Raw genomic sequence first — 17,780 nt, forward strand, 5'->3', positions numbered from 1 at the left:
TTTTCAAATCTATCGATTCTATTACTCTTTATTCTTTTGCTTTAACATCTCTGTTAAAACGGCTGTCAATTCAATATGTCTAGGAACGTGTTCTTATCTTTTTTCAACCTCGCTAATCACTTTTCGTGTTTCTCGAAGCGGGTGCAAAAGTACAACTTCTTTTGTTTCTCGCAAGAAAAATTTAAAGTTTTTTTGAAGATGTAAATCTCCGTTTTCTTTATCTTCTCTCACCAGTCTTTCAAGGAACTTTGCATGTTTTGCGGGGTGCAAAAGTAATAAGTAAAATCAAATCTCACAAGCTTTTTTTGATTTATTTTTAGAAATGATTTCTAATCCTAAACCTCTTAATCACTTGCCAATCTTTTAATGAACTTATTCGCTGTTGCGGGTGCAAAAGTAGACCCTTTATACCGGTATTCAATACTTTTAATTGACTATTTTTTGATGCTTTCTTAACCTTGGGTTTAACTCGCTGGAAATACGCGTACTGAAGGAGAAAGTTTTTTCCTCTCCGCGGCCCTCTCCGAAGGAGAGGGAGACTTTGCGGACGTGGTTTGCGGGGTTTGTTGGTAAATAAAGTGTTTTTACTATGGATTCACCATGCGATAACTGAATTGCCAACCTTCCTTTTGTACTCATATAAAGCCTCAGCTTTGAGTATTTGTATTCAATAACCACTAATCTTTCTTTTTTAAGTTGTGTTTTTCAATTCTAACTTAAAACCACGTACCGCTAACCTTCTTTTGCTTGCGTTAGGGATAGTAGCGAAAAGCCCACAGTCTCGTCTTTTGGGACGAGACGAGGACTTGTAGCGGATAGCCCGACCCATTATAAAAAAAGAGGCTACTCCTTTATATATAGGTATACCCTCTTTTTTTATAATGGGGAACGCCCAAATGATATTTATGGTTTTGGTTGCTGTGCTTTAGCTTCCCAGAAATCATTCAGATTATCTATGTCTACTGGATGTGCCGGTGGTTGATTCTGCAATCTCCCAGATTCAAATGCTCTTGTGAGTATAGTTTCTATCAAAAAGTCTTCATTAGAAACGTAAGGAGCATATTCTGTTTTTAAATTAATATCAAACATGCTGGCTGCGGTGTTAGACCAAAAGGCTTTCCACCCGCTTTTCAGTGTTTTTACCAGGTCAAAGGTTGTTGTTCCAGTTTGGCGATGGATTAACTTTACTAATATCCGTCCTTGACTGCGAGACAGTTTTTTCAGCTTTGCCTCAAATTCATCATTAAGGTAACTTTCCACTATTTTGAAATACTTCTTTTTTTCTTTATTGGTAGAAAGCCTTTCCATTCCTTTATTCAAAAGCGTTAATCTTTCGGAAGCTAACTTAGCATAAGGATAGGTTCTATAGACTCTACTTTGCAAAATAAGAAATTGCTTCTTAGCATCAGGATCCAACTTTTCTTTTGAAACAATAATTTCTTCTAGTTGAATAGTGTCATTAAGCGCTTCGTCTGTATCCCTTAAAACATAACCCATTTTTGTAGTGTCTCTAGAAATCACTTGTCCATGAACCACTGCCGTTAAAAAAAGAAAGAAAATCGAAAATTTAATAAAATGCATAAAAAAAAATTTACCGTAAAATTATACATTATATACGCAAGTGTAATGCCAATTCTATAATTTAGCAAAAAATATATTTTATGAGCACTAAATCGATATTAAAAGAATCCTCTATTACATTTTTAGAGCAATATTTAAACAACGCATCCCCAACTGGCTTTGAAGCCGAAGGCCAGAAATTGTGGATGGAGTATTTAAAACCATATGTTGATACATTTATAACAGACACTTACGGAACAGCAGTAGGAATTATTAATCCAGATGCTCCTTATAAGGTAGTAATTGAAGGACATGCTGACGAAATTGCATGGTATGTAAACTACATTACTGATGAAGGAATGGTTTATGTAATTAGAAACGGTGGATCTGATCACCAAATTGCACCTTCTAAACGTGTAAATATTCACACAAAAAAAGGAATTGTAAAAGGAGTATTTGGCTGGCCAGCTATTCATACTCGTAATAGAGACAAAGAAGAAAATGCTAAAATAAGTAACATTTTCATTGACCTAGGTTGTGAGACTAAAGAAGAAGTTGAAAAACTAGGCGTTCATGTGGGTTGTGTAATCACTTACCCTGATGAATTTATGGTTTTGAATGAAAACAAATTTGTTTGTCGCGCCATAGACAACCGCATGGGTGGTTTTATGATTGCCGAAGTAGCGCGTTTATTGCATGAAAACAAAGTAAAATTACCTTTTGGATTGTACATCACCAATTCTGTTCAAGAAGAAGTGGGTCTTCGTGGTGCTGAAATGATTACTCAAACCATCAAACCAAACGTAGCTATTGTTACTGATGTATGTCACGATTCTACTACTCCTATGATTGACAAGAAAATTGAAGGAGATACTAAAATAGGAAAAGGGCCAGTGGTGACTTATGCACCTGCAGTTCAAAATAACCTGAGAGAACTAATTCTAAATACTGCCGAAGAAAAGAAAATTCCTTTCCAACGTTTAGCTTCTTCAAGAGTTACTGGAACAGACACAGATGCATTTGCGTACAGCAATGGTGGTGTGGCTTCAGCATTGATTTCGCTTCCTTTGCGTTATATGCATACGACTGTTGAAATGGTGCACCGTGATGACGTAGAAAATGTTATTAAACTAATTTACGAAACACTTTTAAAAATAGAGAACAACGAAACATTTTCTTATTTTAAATAATAGTTTCAGGAGCTAATCCCGCTATCCGCTGTATTCCCGATAAACAAAAACTACGGCTAAAAAAAGCCTTGTTTTTCTAAATCGGGAGATGCCGCTACTATCGGGGCTAAAATAAAAAAAGCCGTAATTCTACAATTGAATTACGGCTTTTTTATTAAATTTACTTACCAAAGAACCTATAAATGCAGTCAAAAGCTCAAAATATCGAAGAGTATTTAAACGAACTTCCCAAAGACCGAAAAACAGCAATGAATAACCTTCGAGAAACCATTCTTGCCAATATCCCTAAAGGCTTTAACGAGGAAATGAGTTATGGAATGATTGGTTACGTTCTACCACATTCAATTTATCCAAACGGCTATCATTGCAATACTAAACTTCCGCTACCTTTTATCAATATTGCTTCACAGAAAAACTTTATCGCTTTATATCATATGGGCATTTATGCTAGTCCTGATTTATTGAAATGGTTTACCGATGAATTCCCTAAACACAGCAATCAAAAGTTAGATATGGGAAAAAGTTGTATTCGATTCAAAAAAGCAGACCAAATTCCTTTTAATTTGATTGCTGATCTAGTTCAAAAAATGTCCGTTGAAGAATGGATCGCAATTTATGAATCACAGATCAAAAAATAAAAACAACCTTAAAATTTACAACTATGAAAATTATCAAAGGAATTCTCTTTACCATCTTAGGAATCATCGCTCTGGCTTTAATTATCGCATTATTTATGCCAAAAGAATATGCAGTTGAGCGAGAAGTGGTTATCAACCAACCAAAAGACACCGTTTTTAATTATGTAAAACACTTGAAAAATCAAGATAATTTCAGCGTCTGGTCAAAGACGGACCCAAACATGAAGAAAACTTTCACCGGAGTAGACGGCACTATCGGTGCGATTGCAGCCTGGGAAAGTGATAATGAAGAGGTAGGTGTTGGCGAACAAGAGATAAAAAATATCGTGGAAGGAAAACAAATTTATTTTGAATTACGTTTTAAAGTCCCATTTAAATCAACCGCTAAAGCCTACATGATTACAGAAGCAATTTCACCTAATGAAACTAAAATTAAATGGGGATTTAATGGCGTTATGGATTACCCCATGAATTTAATGTTGCCTATTATGCAAATGGAAAAGCTTATTGGTAATGACCTACAGACTGGACTTGATAATTTAAAAGTCATTTTAGAAAAATAAAAGTTAGCTATAATAAAAGAGAAAGCCGCATTTCCATACAGAATTGCGGCTTTCTCTTTTAATATGTTTATCTTACTATCTATTCTCTAAATAAGCCAAGACGTTTTGTTCAATTCTTTCATTGATATTTGAAATGTCAGCCTTAACGAATTTTTCACCAAGGATCTTTTCATATAATTCAATATATCTTTCAGAAACTGTTTCGATGTATTCATCAGACATATCAGGAATCTGTTGTCCTTCTAAACCTTGAAAACCATTTTGAATCAACCAACGGCGTACAAACTCTTTAGATAATTGTTTTTGCTCTTCTCCTTTGTCTTGTCTATCTTGATATCCTTCAGAGTAAAAATAACGAGAAGAATCTGGAGTGTGGATTTCGTCAATTAAAACAATTACACCTTCTTTAGTTTTTCCAAACTCATATTTGGTATCTACCAATATTAAACCGCGACTTGCAGCTATTTCAGTTCCTCTTTGAAATAAAGCTCTGGTGTATTTTTCTAAAACTAAATAATCTTCTTCTGTTACAATTCCTTTTGCTAAAATGTCCTCACGAGAAATATCTGCATCGTGTTCTCCGTTATCTGCTTTTGTTGTCGGCGTAATTATAGGAGTTGGAAATTTATCATTTTCTTTTAATCCTTCCGGCATTGGAACACCGCAAATTTCTCTTTTACCAAGAGCGTATTCACGAGCCGCATGACCAGATAGGTATCCACGAATTACCATTTCTACTTTAAAAGGCACACATAAATGACCTACAGCGACACTAGGATCCGGAGTTGCAATTAACCAATTCGGAACAATATCCTGCGTTAATTCCATGAACTTAGTAGCAATTTGATTCAGAATCTGACCTTTGTAAGGGATTCCTTTTGGCAAAACCACATCAAAAGCTGAAAGTCTGTCTGTCGCTACCATGACCAATAGATCGTCATTGATATTGTACACTTCCCTTACTTTACCTCGGTAAACCGATTTTTGATTTGGGAAGTTAAAATCCGTAGTTGTAATTGTATTACTCATTATGATTAGTGTTGCGTTGTTGTTTTGCAAAAATAGGTTGTTTCGCAGAGAAACACAAAATTGTTGAAACATTATTAAGGTAATAGAACGCACTATTTTTCAAGAAGCGTATCATTAAATAAATTCAATATTCTACTATACTCATCAACCCATGAATAAGTTTCTTTAAAGCCGTGAGCTTCAACTGGGAAAGAGGACAGACTCCAGTTTTTCTTTCCAAGCTCAATGAAACGTTGTGACAAACGAACAATATCTTTATACTCCACATTATCATCCACCATTCCGTGAAGCATTAATAAGTTTCCTTGAAGATTATCCGCGAAATAAATTGGAGAACTTTTTTTGTAAGCATCAGGATCAGTTTCCGGGAAATTCAAAATATTACCTGTATATCCATGATTGTAATGTGCCCAATCTGTAACTGAACGTAAAGCTGCACCCGATTTAAACTCGGTAGGCTCTGTTAACATTGCCATTAGCGTTATAAAACCGCCGTATGATCCACCGTACATACCTACTCTATTTGCATCAATGCCTAAATTTTGAACTAAATAATTTTTACCATCTATCTGATCTGATAAATCTTTCCCTCCCATAAATCGGTAAATTCCCGTCCTGAAATCTCGTCCATAACCATCACTGCCTCTGTAATCGATATCTAGAACGGTGTAACCCAAATCAGTCAATAAATTATGAAACATATATTCTCTATGGTAACTACTCCAGTAATTGTGGGCGTTTTGCAAATAACCCGCACCATGAACAAAGACAATGGCTGCTTTATTTGTTTTGGTTGCTTCAGGTTTGTATAGTCTTGCATTTACATTAGTCCCATCTTGTGATTTGAATGTGATTACTTCAGGAGTTCGCCAAGAATAAGATTCAAACTCTTTGGAGGTAGAATGCGTTATTCCGCTTAATGCTGTTTCTTTTTTATTGGCAGCTATATAAAATTCCCAAGGTTTATTTTTATATGAATAACGAACAAGCATTGTACTTTCATCAGGAGATAGACTTACTTCATGCGCTCCATCTTTAGTCAGAATGGGTTGTAGTTCACCGCCAGAAACTCCCAACTTATAAAACTCCCGATTTCCTGGATGTGTTGTATTTGTAGTTAAATAAAAAGATTTCTTATCCCTAGAAAGTGTTACTTCTCTTACTTCCCAATTTCCCTTTGTGAGTTGGATTTTCTTGTTTGACTTTAAGTTATAACTATACAAATGTGAATATCCTGATACTTCCGACTGGAAATAAATAGTTTCATTATCTCCCAAAAATTCTAAAGTTCCTGAACTATTAGCATATGGAGGAATACCAGGTCCACCAATCCAAGCTTCATCGTGCTGGTGCTCTAACTCCTTGAAAGTTCCTTTTTCTAAATTTAATTCAACGATCCATCGGTCTTTATTGTCCAGACTTCTAATCTCTGTAATGGCATGCACGCCATCTTCACTATAGGTAGGTTCTTGAACAAAAACCAACTTATCTTCCTTTTCTTTATTTTTTAAATTCTCATATTCGTTGTAGTAGGCAGGATTATCTTGAATATGACTTAAAGTAGAAAAATTGACAAAATAAACGGAATCTTTAGCCACCGAATAAATTCCGAATTTTGATTTATTTAAATTTGCTACCGATACTTTTCTCTTTGTATCTACGGATTGATTGTAACCGTCTTTTGTAATGAAATTTTCCATTATTTCGCTTTTACTCTCAGCAGCATCAACTAATCTAAAAGTGGCGTAATTCCCTTTTGGAGCCATCTTCAGACTTTCAAAAGAACTTTTTCCGTAATAATATGTTTTAGGGAAGTCTGATTTATTTTCATCAGCTTTTGCTTTATTCCATTTTTTCTTTGCTTCTTGATCACGAATAAATTGAAACAATTCTTTTTGCTGAGAATTTAAAAAACTGTCTTTCTCCTCTTCCTTTTCCTTTTCTTTTCCTTGTTTAAAATTCGTGAGTTGGACAAGTGTCCCTAGATTCGTATCTAATTTAAGGATGTTTTCATTTTGCACAAAAAACAACATTCCTACATCTGTTCCTAATTGTAGATTAGAAACTGGATTAGATTGTTGCAGTAGTTTTTTGTTCCTTTTATTTTGGATAGAATACGAATACAAAGCTCCTTTATCAATATAATATACGATATCTGCATTCGGTTTTCCTTTAAAATCTAATTTAGAGAACGAAGCTTCTGGCGCAGCAACTAAAAGAGGTTTTGTCATTCCTTTTTCCCAGAAATAAGTACTGGCTCCCAACTCATTATTGGGGTTCCATTCAAAATATACTTTTTTACTATCTAAAGACCATCTACCATAAAAAGGCTGCTCTCCAATGAAAGTGTCTCCTTTCATGATGTCTTCAAGCTGAAGAACTTGACTTTGGGACGTAAAGGAGAAAAATATAAATGCTACGATAAAAAGAGTTCTGATCATTTTTGTACGGTTTGTTTCACACAAAAATACACTTTGAATCGTATTTAAAAAAATATCGTGACTTTTAGAATACTTAAATACTTAAAATAGTATGCTTCAGTAGTTTTTCAGATAGATATGTAGCTACGCCATTGTCGTAATTAGTTGCTATTACTTCAAGGTGAGAAAGCTTGTTCTTTAAACTATCAGGAGCATTTCCCATTAGTAATCCTTTGGCTGTAGCATTTAACATATTTTCATCGTTGTATCCATCACCAAAGGAAATGGTCTGATGAAAACTTAGACTTTCTATTTCTAAAATCTTGGCAATAGCCACACTTTTATCGACCGTCTTGTCCATAAACTCCAAACAAAGCGGTAAACTAAATGCGTGACTAAAAACACCTGAATACTTTTCTACTATTTTATCTCTCAGCTCCATTAATCTAGAATGGCGCTCATGAGTAAAAAACATTTTTATGGCACTCAAGTCTTTTACGGTATCAAAATTTACAAGCTCAGGCAAATAATTCAATTCCGTCTGAAAACTGTTTAAAGCCTCATTATGTTTATTAGTCAACCAAACATCCTCCTTAAATACTACTGTGGTAAACTCTTCATCTATTCCCAGTGATAAAACTGATTTTATCGCCTCGCTACTAATATTATGAGAAAAAAGAAGTTCATTTTCTGGCGAGTGAATTCTAGCTCCATTTGATGTTACTAAATAGACCGGACATCCTAAGCCTTTAACAATAGGCATAGCATCGAGATGATGACGACCTGTAGCAACAATTAGCAGATAATTCTGCTTGTGCAACTCTTGAAAAACTGTTTTGGTATATTCTGATATTCGGTGTTCTTTGTTTAATAATGTTCCATCTAAATCAGTAATTACTACTTTTATTTTCTCTTCTAACATTTTAATTTTCATATTCATTTGTAATCTTTTCAAAAATATTGAATTTTAAATAGATTTCCAATAGCAAACCAATAGTTAACAAGTTCTTTACATTTAAAAACGCTGCTGTATTTATACCTTATACGAGGGTAACCAATTGTCTTTTACTTCACTTATTACCTACCATTTCTCACCACCTATCAAATCAAAATGATGTACAAATATTAATTGTTGCATTTTAAATACAACAATTAAACTTTTAGCCTACCTTTGTAAAAATATTAAATACAAAAATCATGAATACTGCACAAAAAGAATTAGTCAAAGCTACCGTTCCTGTCTTAAAATCCAGTGGTAACGCCTTGGTGACTTATTTTTATCAAAGAATGTTGACAAACAACCCTGAACTAAAAAACATTTTTAATATGGCTAACCAAGCCAATGGTAAACAACAAAATGCCTTAACTGGAGCTGTATTGGCTTACGCCGAAAATATTGACGACCCAACAGTTTTAATAAATGTTTTGAAATCCATAGGGAATAAACATGTTAGCTTACACATACTTCCTGAGCAATATGATATCGTGGGACATAATTTAATCGAATCTATCAAAGAAGTATTGGGCGACGCTGCAACTGTTGAGCTAGTGGAAGCATGGACCTGTGCATATACCGAACTAGCTCAAATAATGATTTCTATTGAAGCCGAAATGTATCAAAAAACAGCAGATCTTAAAGGCGGTTGGGTTGGCTGGAGAACGTTTGTAATCGATAAAATAGTAACCGAAAGTGATGAAATTAAATCTTTTTATCTAAAACCTAAAGATGGTAATGCTATTGCTACTTTTTTCCCAGGACAATACATTTCTGTTAAAACATTTATACCTGAATTAGGACATGAACAACCCAGACAATATAGCTTATCTAGCAGTTTTCATGAAGAGTATTACCGTATATCAGTAAAAAGTGAAAAAGGACGCACTACACCTGATGGCTTTGTTTCGAATGTACTACATACTAAAAAAATCGGAGAAACTATTGATGTTACCGCCCCTGCGGGAGTTTTCTACGCTGATCCCGAATCCGTAAATCCATTAGTATTAATTAGTGGAGGCGTTGGAGTAACTCCTTTAATGAGTATGGTTGAAGCCAATAGCCATTCACTTCAAAAAAACAAAACAATTTGGATCCATAGCTGTCGTAATGAAAATGTACACGCCTTTAAAGACGCAATCGAGGATTTGAATAGCAAGGAGAACTGGTTAACTTCATTCGTTTTTTATGAAACACTACCCGATTATGAAACTAATGCTATCGAAGGAAGAGCAGAACTGCATCAATACAAAGAAGAAATAATTATTAACGATGCAAAATATTATATTTGCGGACCTGAATTGTTTATCAAGAAACAATATCAATCTTTAATAGAACTTGGTGTTACAAAAGAGGCTATCTTTTATGAAGAGTTCGGACCTCAATTATTAGCTTTAAATTAAAAAAAAATTATGAAATTAAACCACTTTACCGATTTTAGTATGCGTGTTTTGATGTATTTAAATCAAAAAAAAGACAGCCCTCAAAGTTCTTTGGATGATTTAGCTAATGCTTTCAAGATCTCACGAAACCATCTCGTTAAAGTGGTTCAATTTTTAGCTACAAATCAATTGGTACTAACTAAAAGAGGGAAAAACGGTGGGATATCAATTTCCGAAAAAGCGAAACAAACTCCTTTGGGAGATTTAATCCATTTATTAGAACAAGATGACTCCCCTATTGTTAATTGTGATGCTAAACCCTGTGTTTTCAAATCCCATAATTGCAAATTAAAATCATTATTCAATAAAGCTTACCTGCTATTTATTGAGAGTTTAAACGAATCTAATCTGTCGGATCTTGAATTCAATGATTGGAATTCCATTTTTGAAAATAATACAAATGCGCAAAACAATTCTTAATAGCGTCATCGTAACTTGTTTTATCACATTCACACTGACATCAATTAATACAAATACCAAAAATAGTATTGATTTCATTTTACTATGGACTCAATCGTGGATAATAGCTGCTTCGATTTCCAGCATCTTCAACATCTATATTATTCCTTATTTATATAAGAAAAAAGTAAAGCGGGTTCTCAAAAATATTTTTTTGAAGGATCAAGCTCTTTAATTTGGCAAAAACAGCTGCTATTTATTTAAAAACAGATTGTCTGATTATCCTACCGAATAAACGATAACCAATTCCAGACCTAAGATAACTCAAACTATTGGCATCAAAACCAATCGTATACCTCTTGAAATTTTTAGGTGGATTTTCAGCGATCTTTAAAACTTCCTTAATAATTTGCGGTTTTAAGTCGGTATTTTTCTTGGTTTTATTTTCCAATATCAGACTTATTTTTTCCATTAAATTATTGTACGAAGGCAAAGACGATCTACACGATTTAACTACATTTTTTTGAAAATTAGAAGGTGTATTTCCAAATTGAACCGTAGAAACGCTGATATTAAAATCAATTAATTCGTAAGCCATGCATTCAGAAAAACTCTCAACGGCATGTTTCGTCGAATGGTAAAAGCTACCTAAGGGTAAGTTAACTAAACCCGCAATGGAGGTTATATTTATAAAATGTCCCTTCTGCTGCGCCCTAAATTCAGGAATAAATGCCCTGCATACTTTTACCACTCCAAGCCAGTTTACATCAACAATAGTATTGATTTCAGTATCCTCAGCTAATTCCACAAAACTCCGGTAGCCCACTCCGGCATTATTTATTACAACATCGACAGTTTTAAAATCTTCAATTATTTTTTTCTTAGCAAGGGCTATACTTTCGGTTGAAGTCACATCCAGCAAATAACAGCTGATGTTTTCTACTCCTTGCAGTTCTTTACCGTGATCTAGATGAATCATAGTAGCTATAACATTCCATCCATTTTCAGCAAAATGAAATGCAATTTCCTTCCCAATACCTCCGGAAGCTCCGGTTATAAGTACATTCTTCAACATTTATATTTTTATTCTATTATTATTATAATACAAACAAACTGCTACTTTTTGAACTTGTTTCAACGAAAAAATCAATATTCATTTAAAAAGTACGACCCCATATGGGGTCGTAAATAGTACTGATTTCACTACCTGTCAAAAATACAGTTTTTATTTTTAGTCTGGATTCTCGGTATATTTATAAGCATCTAATACTTTTTTCACTAATCGGTGTCTTACAATGTCTTTATCATCCAGATACACGATTCCAATTCCTTCAATATCCTTTAAAACCAACAATGCTTCTTTAAGACCTGAAATGGTTCTTCTTGGTAAATCAACTTGTCCTGGATCTCCAGTTACCATGAATTTCGCACTTTTTCCCATACGAGTTAAGAACATTTTCATTTGGGAATGTGTTGTATTTTGCGCCTCATCCAAAATTACAAAAGCATGATCCAAAGTTCGTCCCCGCATAAATGCAAGCGGAGCAATTTGTATAATCCCTTTTAGAATATAATCTTCTAGTTTCTCATTTGGTATCATATCGCGCAAAGCATCGTATAACGGCTGCATATAAGGATCCAGTTTTTCTTTCATGTCTCCAGGAAGAAACCCCAGATTTTCCCCTGCTTCTACTGCCGGTCGAGTAAGAATAATACGTTTTACCTGCTTTTCTTTCAATGCTTTTACTGCCATTGCCACCCCGGTATACGTTTTCCCTGTTCCTGCTGGACCTACGGCAAAAACCATATCATTTTTATTTATCGCATCAACTAGTAATTGTTGATTGGGTGTCATGGCTTTGATAATTTTACCACCAACACCGTGCACCAGAATTTTATCGTTTACTAATGTTCTTCGATCGTCCTCCCTCTCGCCTAAAATAACACGTTCAATAACATTATTATCAATGTTGTTGTATCTTGTAAAATGCAACATTAACCGTTGAAAACGTTTTTCGAACTCCTCTAATATTTCCTTTTCTCCAAATGCCTTTAAAGTAGTTCCTCGAGCAACAATTTTAAGCTTTGGGTAATATTTCTTAATTGTTTCAAGATGAGTGTCTTGAGCGCCCCAAAATTCTTTTGGAGCGATGTCTATGAGCTCGATTGTTTTTTCGTTCAAAAGTTGTAGTTTTAAATTAAATTAAATTGATTAATAAATCTAATCCGTTTTGGTTTTAAACCTCAGTATTATTTGTCTTATTATTTGGAATTTGTTTTTCGTTTTTTGCTTTTTTGAATTTACTATTATTAGATTTGCATTTCTCAAATTTAATGAAAATTAGTTTTAGAATCCACCAATATTTATAAAAAATATATGTCAATAATTACCCTTACTACCGATTACGGCTTGAAAGACCACTTTGTAGGTGCGTTGAAAGGGAAAATATTATCTGAGTATCCTGAAGCTTCCATTATCGACATTTCACACGACATTGACCCATTCAACACAGTTGAAGCAAGTTACATTATTAGTGCGGCCTATTCGAGCTTCCCTAAAGGTACCGTTCACTTGATAGGAGTGGATATGGAATTGAATAAAGAGAACCAACATATTGTAATGCAATGGAACGATTCTTATTTTATTGCTGCCGATAATGGTATTCTAAGTATGCTTTCGCAAAAAATTGTTCCACAAAAAATGGTTGCTATCAACATTCACGATCGACTGCCTAGTGAAGCGACCGGCATGGATGTTTTTGTTATGGTCGCCTGTCATATCGCCAAAGGAGGATTATTGAATGTTATTGGAAAAGAAATTAACAGCATCAAGCAAATAACAGAACAAAAAGCCGTTATCTCTGATGACAATAACATATTGAAAGGGCATGTTATCTATATAGATCATTTTGGCAATGTGGTGACCAATATTAGTAAAAGACAGTTTGTAGAAGTTGCCAAAGGCAGGCCTTACGAGATTGTAATGAAAACTAAAAACATAAAAACTATTTTGCCAAATTATTCCGCAATTGCCAGTTCTGATAAATATCCTATAAAGAATTATGAAGGGGAAAAATTGGCTATTTTTAATGAAGCTGGTTTTCTCGAAATTGCCATTTTTAGGAGTAACCCTTCCAAAGTAGGCTCAGCTAATAGCCTGTTAGGATTGAATTATCGAGATGTGGTTTCCATCCAATTTAAGAATTAGAAGAGTATCATAAATAGAAAAATCTAAAATCATCAATCGTTAAATATAAATCACATGTTTGTACGAATAGTAAAATTGAGTTTTCACGAAGAAAACATACCTGCATTTCTAGAAAATTTCGAATCCATTAAGGAACGTATCCGTAGTGCTCCTGGGAATCGTTTATTGGAGTTATATCAGGACAAAGACAACAAAAGTATCTTTTTCACGTATAGCTATTGGGACACCGAAGAAGACTTAGAAAATTACAGAAATTCTGAGTTTTTTAATGAAGTATGGAGTTTTACCAAAAAATTATTCAATGCTAAAGCTGAGGCTTGGAGTGTGGATAAATTAGCTTCTTTAGTTTAACGTTTTTGAGTCTCAATTTAGACCACTTTAAACCTTAAACTTTTTAAATAAAAAATTAATGAAAGCCATATTATTACGAGAAATCAAATCCTTTTTTGGTTCGCCCATCGGTTATTTAGTCATTGCGCTATTTCTAATTCTCAACGGATTATTTCTTTGGGTTTTCGAAGGAGACTACAACATTCTAAATACCGGATTTGCCGATATGACCCCGTTTTTTACTTTAGCACCCTGGATTTTGATTTTCTTGATTCCTGCGGTAACCATGCGCAGTTTTTCGGATGAGAAAAAGCAGGGAACACTTGAATTACTTTTAACAAAACCTTTGAGTCTGTGGCAAATCGTAAACGGAAAATTTCTTGGCGCAGTACTACTGATTGTAATGGCTATTATTCCAACATTTATTTATGTCGAAGTAATATCTAGTCTGGGTATGCCAGAAGGAAATCTTGATATGGGAAGTACCATTGGTTCTTATGTGGGACTGTTATTTCTGATCGGTGCCTATTCTTCCATTGGCGTTTTCACTTCTACCTTATCCGATAATCAAATCGTAGCTTTTATATTGTCCGTATTCGTATGTTTCTTTTTCTATTTTGGTTTCGAAGGCCTCGCATCATTAACACCTTCTTTTTCGACATTTATCTCCGCTTTTGGAATGCAAGACCACTTTAAAAGTATGAGCCGTGGCGTGATAGACACTAGAGACGTGCTCTATTTTGTGAGTGTAACCGTATTGTTTCTTTCGTTTACTGTTTATAAACTTAAATCTTTTAAATTGTAATGGTACCAATTAAAAAAAGCAACCTGAAATCGGTTTTGATTACAATCGCAGTATTACTGGTTATAAATGGTATTGGGAACCGGTTTTTTCATCGTTTTGATTTAACAAAGGATAAAAGATACACACTTTCTACCACTTCTTTGAATATAATCGAAGAAGTAAAAGAACCGTTGTACATCAAAATATACCTGCAAGGGGATTTGCCAGCTGAGTTCAAAAGACTGCAGCAAGAAACACAGCAGTTGTTAGAAGAATTTCAAGCGTATAACAAAAATATCGTATTTGAATTCATCAATCCATTGGAAAACGAAGATACCAGTATGGATAACATCAAAGAGTTGTATCGAAAAGGTTTAACTCCAGTAAATATAACAGTTGATGACAAAGGAAAACAATCTCAAGCGATGGTTTTTCCGTGGGCTATCGCAGTTTACCAAAACAAAGAAGTTAATATTCCATTGTTAAAAAATAGAATGGGCGCTTCAACCACCGAAATGGTCATTGGTTCGGTGCAACATCTTGAATACTCCATTTCGGATGCCTTACATAAAATCACAACTGCCAAGCAAAAAACGGTTGCCGTAATCAAAGGCAACGGGGAACTTCAGGATGTATTAATGGCTAAATTCTTGTTACAAATAAGAGAAAGTTATCACATAGGCCCTTTTACGTTAGATTCGGTTGCAAAAGATCCTACTGGCAATCTAAACGCCTTAGAAAAATACGATTTAGCTATTATCGCCAAACCTACCGAAATGTTCTCTGATGCCGAAAAACAGGTCTTAGACCAGTTCATCATTAACGGAGGAAAGACTCTTTGGTTAGTGGATCAAGTAAATGTGGAAATGGACAGCCTTTACAATGAATCTGGATCGACATTAGCTTTCCCAAGGGATTTGAATTTGAACGATATGTTCTTTAAATATGGTTTCCGTATTAACCCAGACATCGTCAAAGACGAGCAAGGAAGTCCAATAAAACTGGCGACTGGCGAACAAGGAAGTGCTACTCAGTATCAGGAATTCAACTGGAAGTTTGCTCCATTGGTTTATCCAGAAAGTACGCATCCTATCGTAAAAAATTTAGGGGGAATCAAATTTGATTTTGCGAATCCTATCGATACCTTGAAAAATGGAATTAAGAAAACCGTACTACTTCAGTCATCTCAATATTCTAAAAAAATAGGTGCTCCAGTAGAAGTGAATTTGGATATTGTTGCTGAAGAAACCAGTCCGAATCATTATATCAAAACCGGAAATATTCCGCTTGCTGTATTACTCGAAGGATCCTTTCATTCTATGTTTGAAAATAGGGTTTTACCTTTTGAACAAACTAAGTTTGAAGCTGTAGGAAAGAAGAATAAAATGATTGTGATTTCTGATGGAGATTTGATAAAAAACCAATTGGATAAAAACTATCAACCTGTAGAACTGGGTTATGATCAACGTTCTGGAAATTTGTACGACAACAAAGATTTCCTGCTGAATTGTGTCAATTACCTATTAGACGATACTGGACTTATTAACATTCGAAGCAAGGATTTAGATTTACCGTTATTAGATAAAGAAAAAGTTTTTGAGAACTATACAAAGACGCAAGTCATAACTATCGGGCTGCCACTCCTTATCTTAGTGTTATTTGGCGCTTTATTTACCTACCTTAGAAAAAGGAAATACGGTCAATAGATGTTAATAAAAAAGTTTCAATACTAGCATAGTTTACGATATATTTGTAAAATGTATTGTGTTTTAAAAATTAAATTAAAATAGATACCCAAAAAATAAAATTAAACAGATGAAATTTATAGTATCGAGTTCGTACTTATTAAAACAATTACAAGTTTTAGGTAATGTTATCAACAGTAGCAATACTTTGCCCATTTTGGACAACTTCCTATTTGAATTAGACAATAACGAATTAACGGTTTCGGCGAGTGATTTAGAGACTACTATGTCTGCTAACTTAGCTATTGATTCCACGAGTAAAGGAAGTGTTGCTGTACCAGCAAAATTACTATTGGAGATCCTTAAAACTTTTCCAGAACAACCTCTAACTTTTACTGTTGAAGAAAATAGCACGATAGAGATTAGTTCAAACTCTGGTAAATATGCGTTAGCGTATGCTCCAGGTGATGAATTTCCAAAATCTGTTAACCTAGAAGAGCCTTCTGTAACTTTAGTTCCTGCTGATGTATTGGCAACAGCTATTAGCAAAACAATCTTTGCTGCTGGAAATGATGATCTACGTCCAGTAATGTCTGGTGTATTTTTTCAGTTTTCGCCAGAAGGATTAACATTTGTGGCCACTGATGCACACAAATTAGTAAAATATGCACGTACAGATGTAAAAGCATCTCAAGTAGCTGATTTTATCATGCCAAAGAAACCTTTGACTATTCTAAAAAATATTCTTTCTACTTCAGATGCTGAAGTGAAAATTGAATACAATGATTCGAATGCTACTTTTTCTTTTGATAATTATATTTTAATGTGTCGTTTAATAGATGGAAAATATCCAAACTACGAAGCGGTTATCCCAAAAGAGAATCCAAATAAATTAATGATTGACCGTTCTCAATTTTTGAGCTCCGTACGTCGTGTTGCTATTTTCTCTAATAAAACAACACACCAAATTCGTTTGAAAATTGCAGGTGCTGAATTGAATGTTTCTGCAGAAGATATTGATTACTCTAACAAAGCAGAGGAAAGATTGACTTGTGATTATCAAGGAGACGATATGCAAATAGGATATAACTCCCGTTTTCTTACTGAAATGTTGACAAACCTGCAATCAGATATGATAATGCTTGAAATGTCATTACCTAACAGAGCTGGGATCCTTACTCCTGTTGACGGACTGGAAGAAGGTGAAACTGTAACAATGCTGGTAATGCCAGTAATGCTGAACAGTTAACAATAAATTGTGATTTTGTTGTATTAAATTTTTAAGATTCAAATATAATACCTATCATTGTGAAACGATTACGCTATTAACCAAACCATTTTTTATATTTAAAAAAACCGCTATTTCCTAACCAGGATATGCGGTTTTTTTTTGGGTCCTCCCCCCGGCCCCCTCCGAAGGAGGGGGAGACGAAATGGAATTTTTTGTGTTTTTTACTTTGTGTGTTTTACTTTGAGTGTTTTACTTTGTGTTTTTTACTTTGGGTTTTTTACTTCCTGAATTTTATTTCTAATTTCTA

The 17,780-nt window shown here is 34.3% G+C and carries 17 protein-coding genes; 11 read left to right on the forward strand and 6 right to left on the reverse strand.

Translation table 11 applies throughout. The features are described from left to right. Window positions 1–903 precede the first annotated feature (903 nt). Window positions 904–1,581, reverse strand: coding sequence for a DUF4294 domain-containing protein (locus BLV35_RS17710; RefSeq protein ID WP_091093381.1), 678 nt, complete (start codon window positions 1,579–1,581; stop codon window positions 904–906). Between the two features lie 80 nt (window positions 1,582–1,661). Here BLV35_RS17710 and BLV35_RS17715 point away from each other — a divergent pair, with 80 nt between their 5' ends. From BLV35_RS17715 to BLV35_RS17725, 3 genes are all read left to right on the forward strand, one after another. Next, on the forward strand, window positions 1,662–2,750 hold the full coding sequence (locus BLV35_RS17715) for a M42 family metallopeptidase (protein ID WP_074724695.1): 1,089 nt from the start codon (window positions 1,662–1,664) through the stop codon (window positions 2,748–2,750). Between the two features lie 182 nt (window positions 2,751–2,932). Then, entirely contained in the window at window positions 2,933–3,388 is a 456-nt protein-coding gene (locus BLV35_RS17720; protein ID WP_091093383.1) for a DUF1801 domain-containing protein, read from the forward strand. Between the two features lie 23 nt (window positions 3,389–3,411). Beyond that, window positions 3,412–3,951, forward strand: a complete 540-nt coding sequence (locus BLV35_RS17725) for an SRPBCC family protein (RefSeq protein ID WP_091093386.1) — start codon at window positions 3,412–3,414, stop codon at window positions 3,949–3,951. Between the two features lie 75 nt (window positions 3,952–4,026). On the opposite strand, the gene BLV35_RS17730 is transcribed toward BLV35_RS17725, so the two are convergent. The 3 genes from BLV35_RS17730 to BLV35_RS17740 all read right to left on the reverse strand — a co-directional run bounded on the left by BLV35_RS17730 (window position 4,027) and on the right by BLV35_RS17740 (window position 8,355). Then, window positions 4,027–4,980, reverse strand: a complete 954-nt coding sequence (locus tag BLV35_RS17730; protein ID WP_091093388.1) for a phosphoribosylaminoimidazolesuccinocarboxamide synthase — start codon at window positions 4,978–4,980, stop codon at window positions 4,027–4,029. Between the two features lie 92 nt (window positions 4,981–5,072). After that, a complete protein-coding gene (locus tag BLV35_RS17735; RefSeq protein WP_091093390.1) occupies window positions 5,073–7,421 on the reverse strand; it encodes a S9 family peptidase in 2,349 nt (782 codons plus the stop codon). Window positions 7,422–7,494: 73 nt separating this feature from the next. Then, window positions 7,495–8,355, reverse strand: a complete 861-nt coding sequence (locus tag BLV35_RS17740; RefSeq protein WP_317040188.1) for a Cof-type HAD-IIB family hydrolase — start codon at window positions 8,353–8,355, stop codon at window positions 7,495–7,497. Window positions 8,356–8,597: 242 nt separating this feature from the next. On the opposite strand from BLV35_RS17740, the gene hmpA reads away from it, so the two are divergent. The 3 genes from hmpA to BLV35_RS19770 are packed head-to-tail and all read left to right on the forward strand — an operon-like array spanning window position 8,598 to window position 10,470. Further along, a complete protein-coding gene (gene hmpA, locus BLV35_RS17745; protein WP_091093392.1) occupies window positions 8,598–9,797 on the forward strand; it encodes an NO-inducible flavohemoprotein in 1,200 nt (399 codons plus the stop codon). 9 nt (window positions 9,798–9,806) lie between these two features. Beyond that, window positions 9,807–10,256, forward strand: a complete 450-nt coding sequence (locus BLV35_RS17750; RefSeq protein WP_091093395.1) for an RrF2 family transcriptional regulator — start codon at window positions 9,807–9,809, stop codon at window positions 10,254–10,256. Next, window positions 10,237–10,470, forward strand: a complete 234-nt coding sequence (locus BLV35_RS19770) for a DUF2798 domain-containing protein (RefSeq protein ID WP_176980656.1) — start codon at window positions 10,237–10,239, stop codon at window positions 10,468–10,470. Before BLV35_RS17750 ends, BLV35_RS19770 begins: the two co-directional genes overlap by 20 nt. Before the next feature lie 21 nt (window positions 10,471–10,491). On the opposite strand, the gene BLV35_RS17760 is transcribed toward BLV35_RS19770, so the two are convergent. Continuing rightward, a complete protein-coding gene (locus tag BLV35_RS17760; protein ID WP_245712102.1) occupies window positions 10,492–11,310 on the reverse strand; it encodes an SDR family NAD(P)-dependent oxidoreductase in 819 nt (272 codons plus the stop codon). A 156-nt stretch (window positions 11,311–11,466) separates the two neighbouring features. Next, a complete protein-coding gene (locus BLV35_RS17765) occupies window positions 11,467–12,417 on the reverse strand; it encodes a PhoH family protein (RefSeq protein ID WP_091093400.1) in 951 nt (316 codons plus the stop codon). Window positions 12,418–12,612: 195 nt separating this feature from the next. Between BLV35_RS17765 and BLV35_RS17770 the strand changes: the two genes are divergently transcribed. The 5 genes from BLV35_RS17770 (at window position 12,613) to dnaN (ending at window position 17,491) form a co-directional block, all read left to right on the forward strand. Beyond that, the gene (locus BLV35_RS17770) at window positions 12,613–13,443 is read left to right on the forward strand and encodes an SAM hydrolase/SAM-dependent halogenase family protein (RefSeq protein ID WP_091093403.1); all 831 of its coding nucleotides are present in this window, start codon (window positions 12,613–12,615) and stop codon (window positions 13,441–13,443) included. Window positions 13,444–13,497: 54 nt separating this feature from the next. Beyond that, complete coding sequence (locus BLV35_RS17775; RefSeq protein WP_091093405.1) at window positions 13,498–13,794, forward strand: putative quinol monooxygenase; 297 nt, start codon at window positions 13,498–13,500, stop codon at window positions 13,792–13,794. Between the two features lie 58 nt (window positions 13,795–13,852). Continuing rightward, complete coding sequence (gene gldF / locus BLV35_RS17780; RefSeq protein WP_091093408.1) at window positions 13,853–14,578, forward strand: gliding motility-associated ABC transporter permease subunit GldF; 726 nt, start codon at window positions 13,853–13,855, stop codon at window positions 14,576–14,578. Next, entirely contained in the window at window positions 14,578–16,263 is a 1,686-nt protein-coding gene (gldG, locus tag BLV35_RS17785) for a gliding motility-associated ABC transporter substrate-binding protein GldG (protein ID WP_091093410.1), read from the forward strand. The genes gldF and gldG overlap by 1 nt, the downstream gene beginning before the upstream one ends. 109 nt (window positions 16,264–16,372) lie before the next feature. Then, window positions 16,373–17,491 carry a DNA polymerase III subunit beta gene (gene dnaN, locus BLV35_RS17790; RefSeq protein ID WP_091093412.1) on the forward strand — a complete coding sequence of 373 codons (1,119 nt, stop codon included), beginning with the start codon at window positions 16,373–16,375 and terminating at the stop codon, window positions 17,489–17,491. The last annotated feature ends 289 nt before the right edge of the window (window positions 17,492–17,780 follow it).

Source organism: Flavobacterium gillisiae, assembly GCF_900107635.1.
Classification (GTDB): Bacteria; Bacteroidota; Bacteroidia; order Flavobacteriales; family Flavobacteriaceae; genus Flavobacterium; species Flavobacterium gillisiae.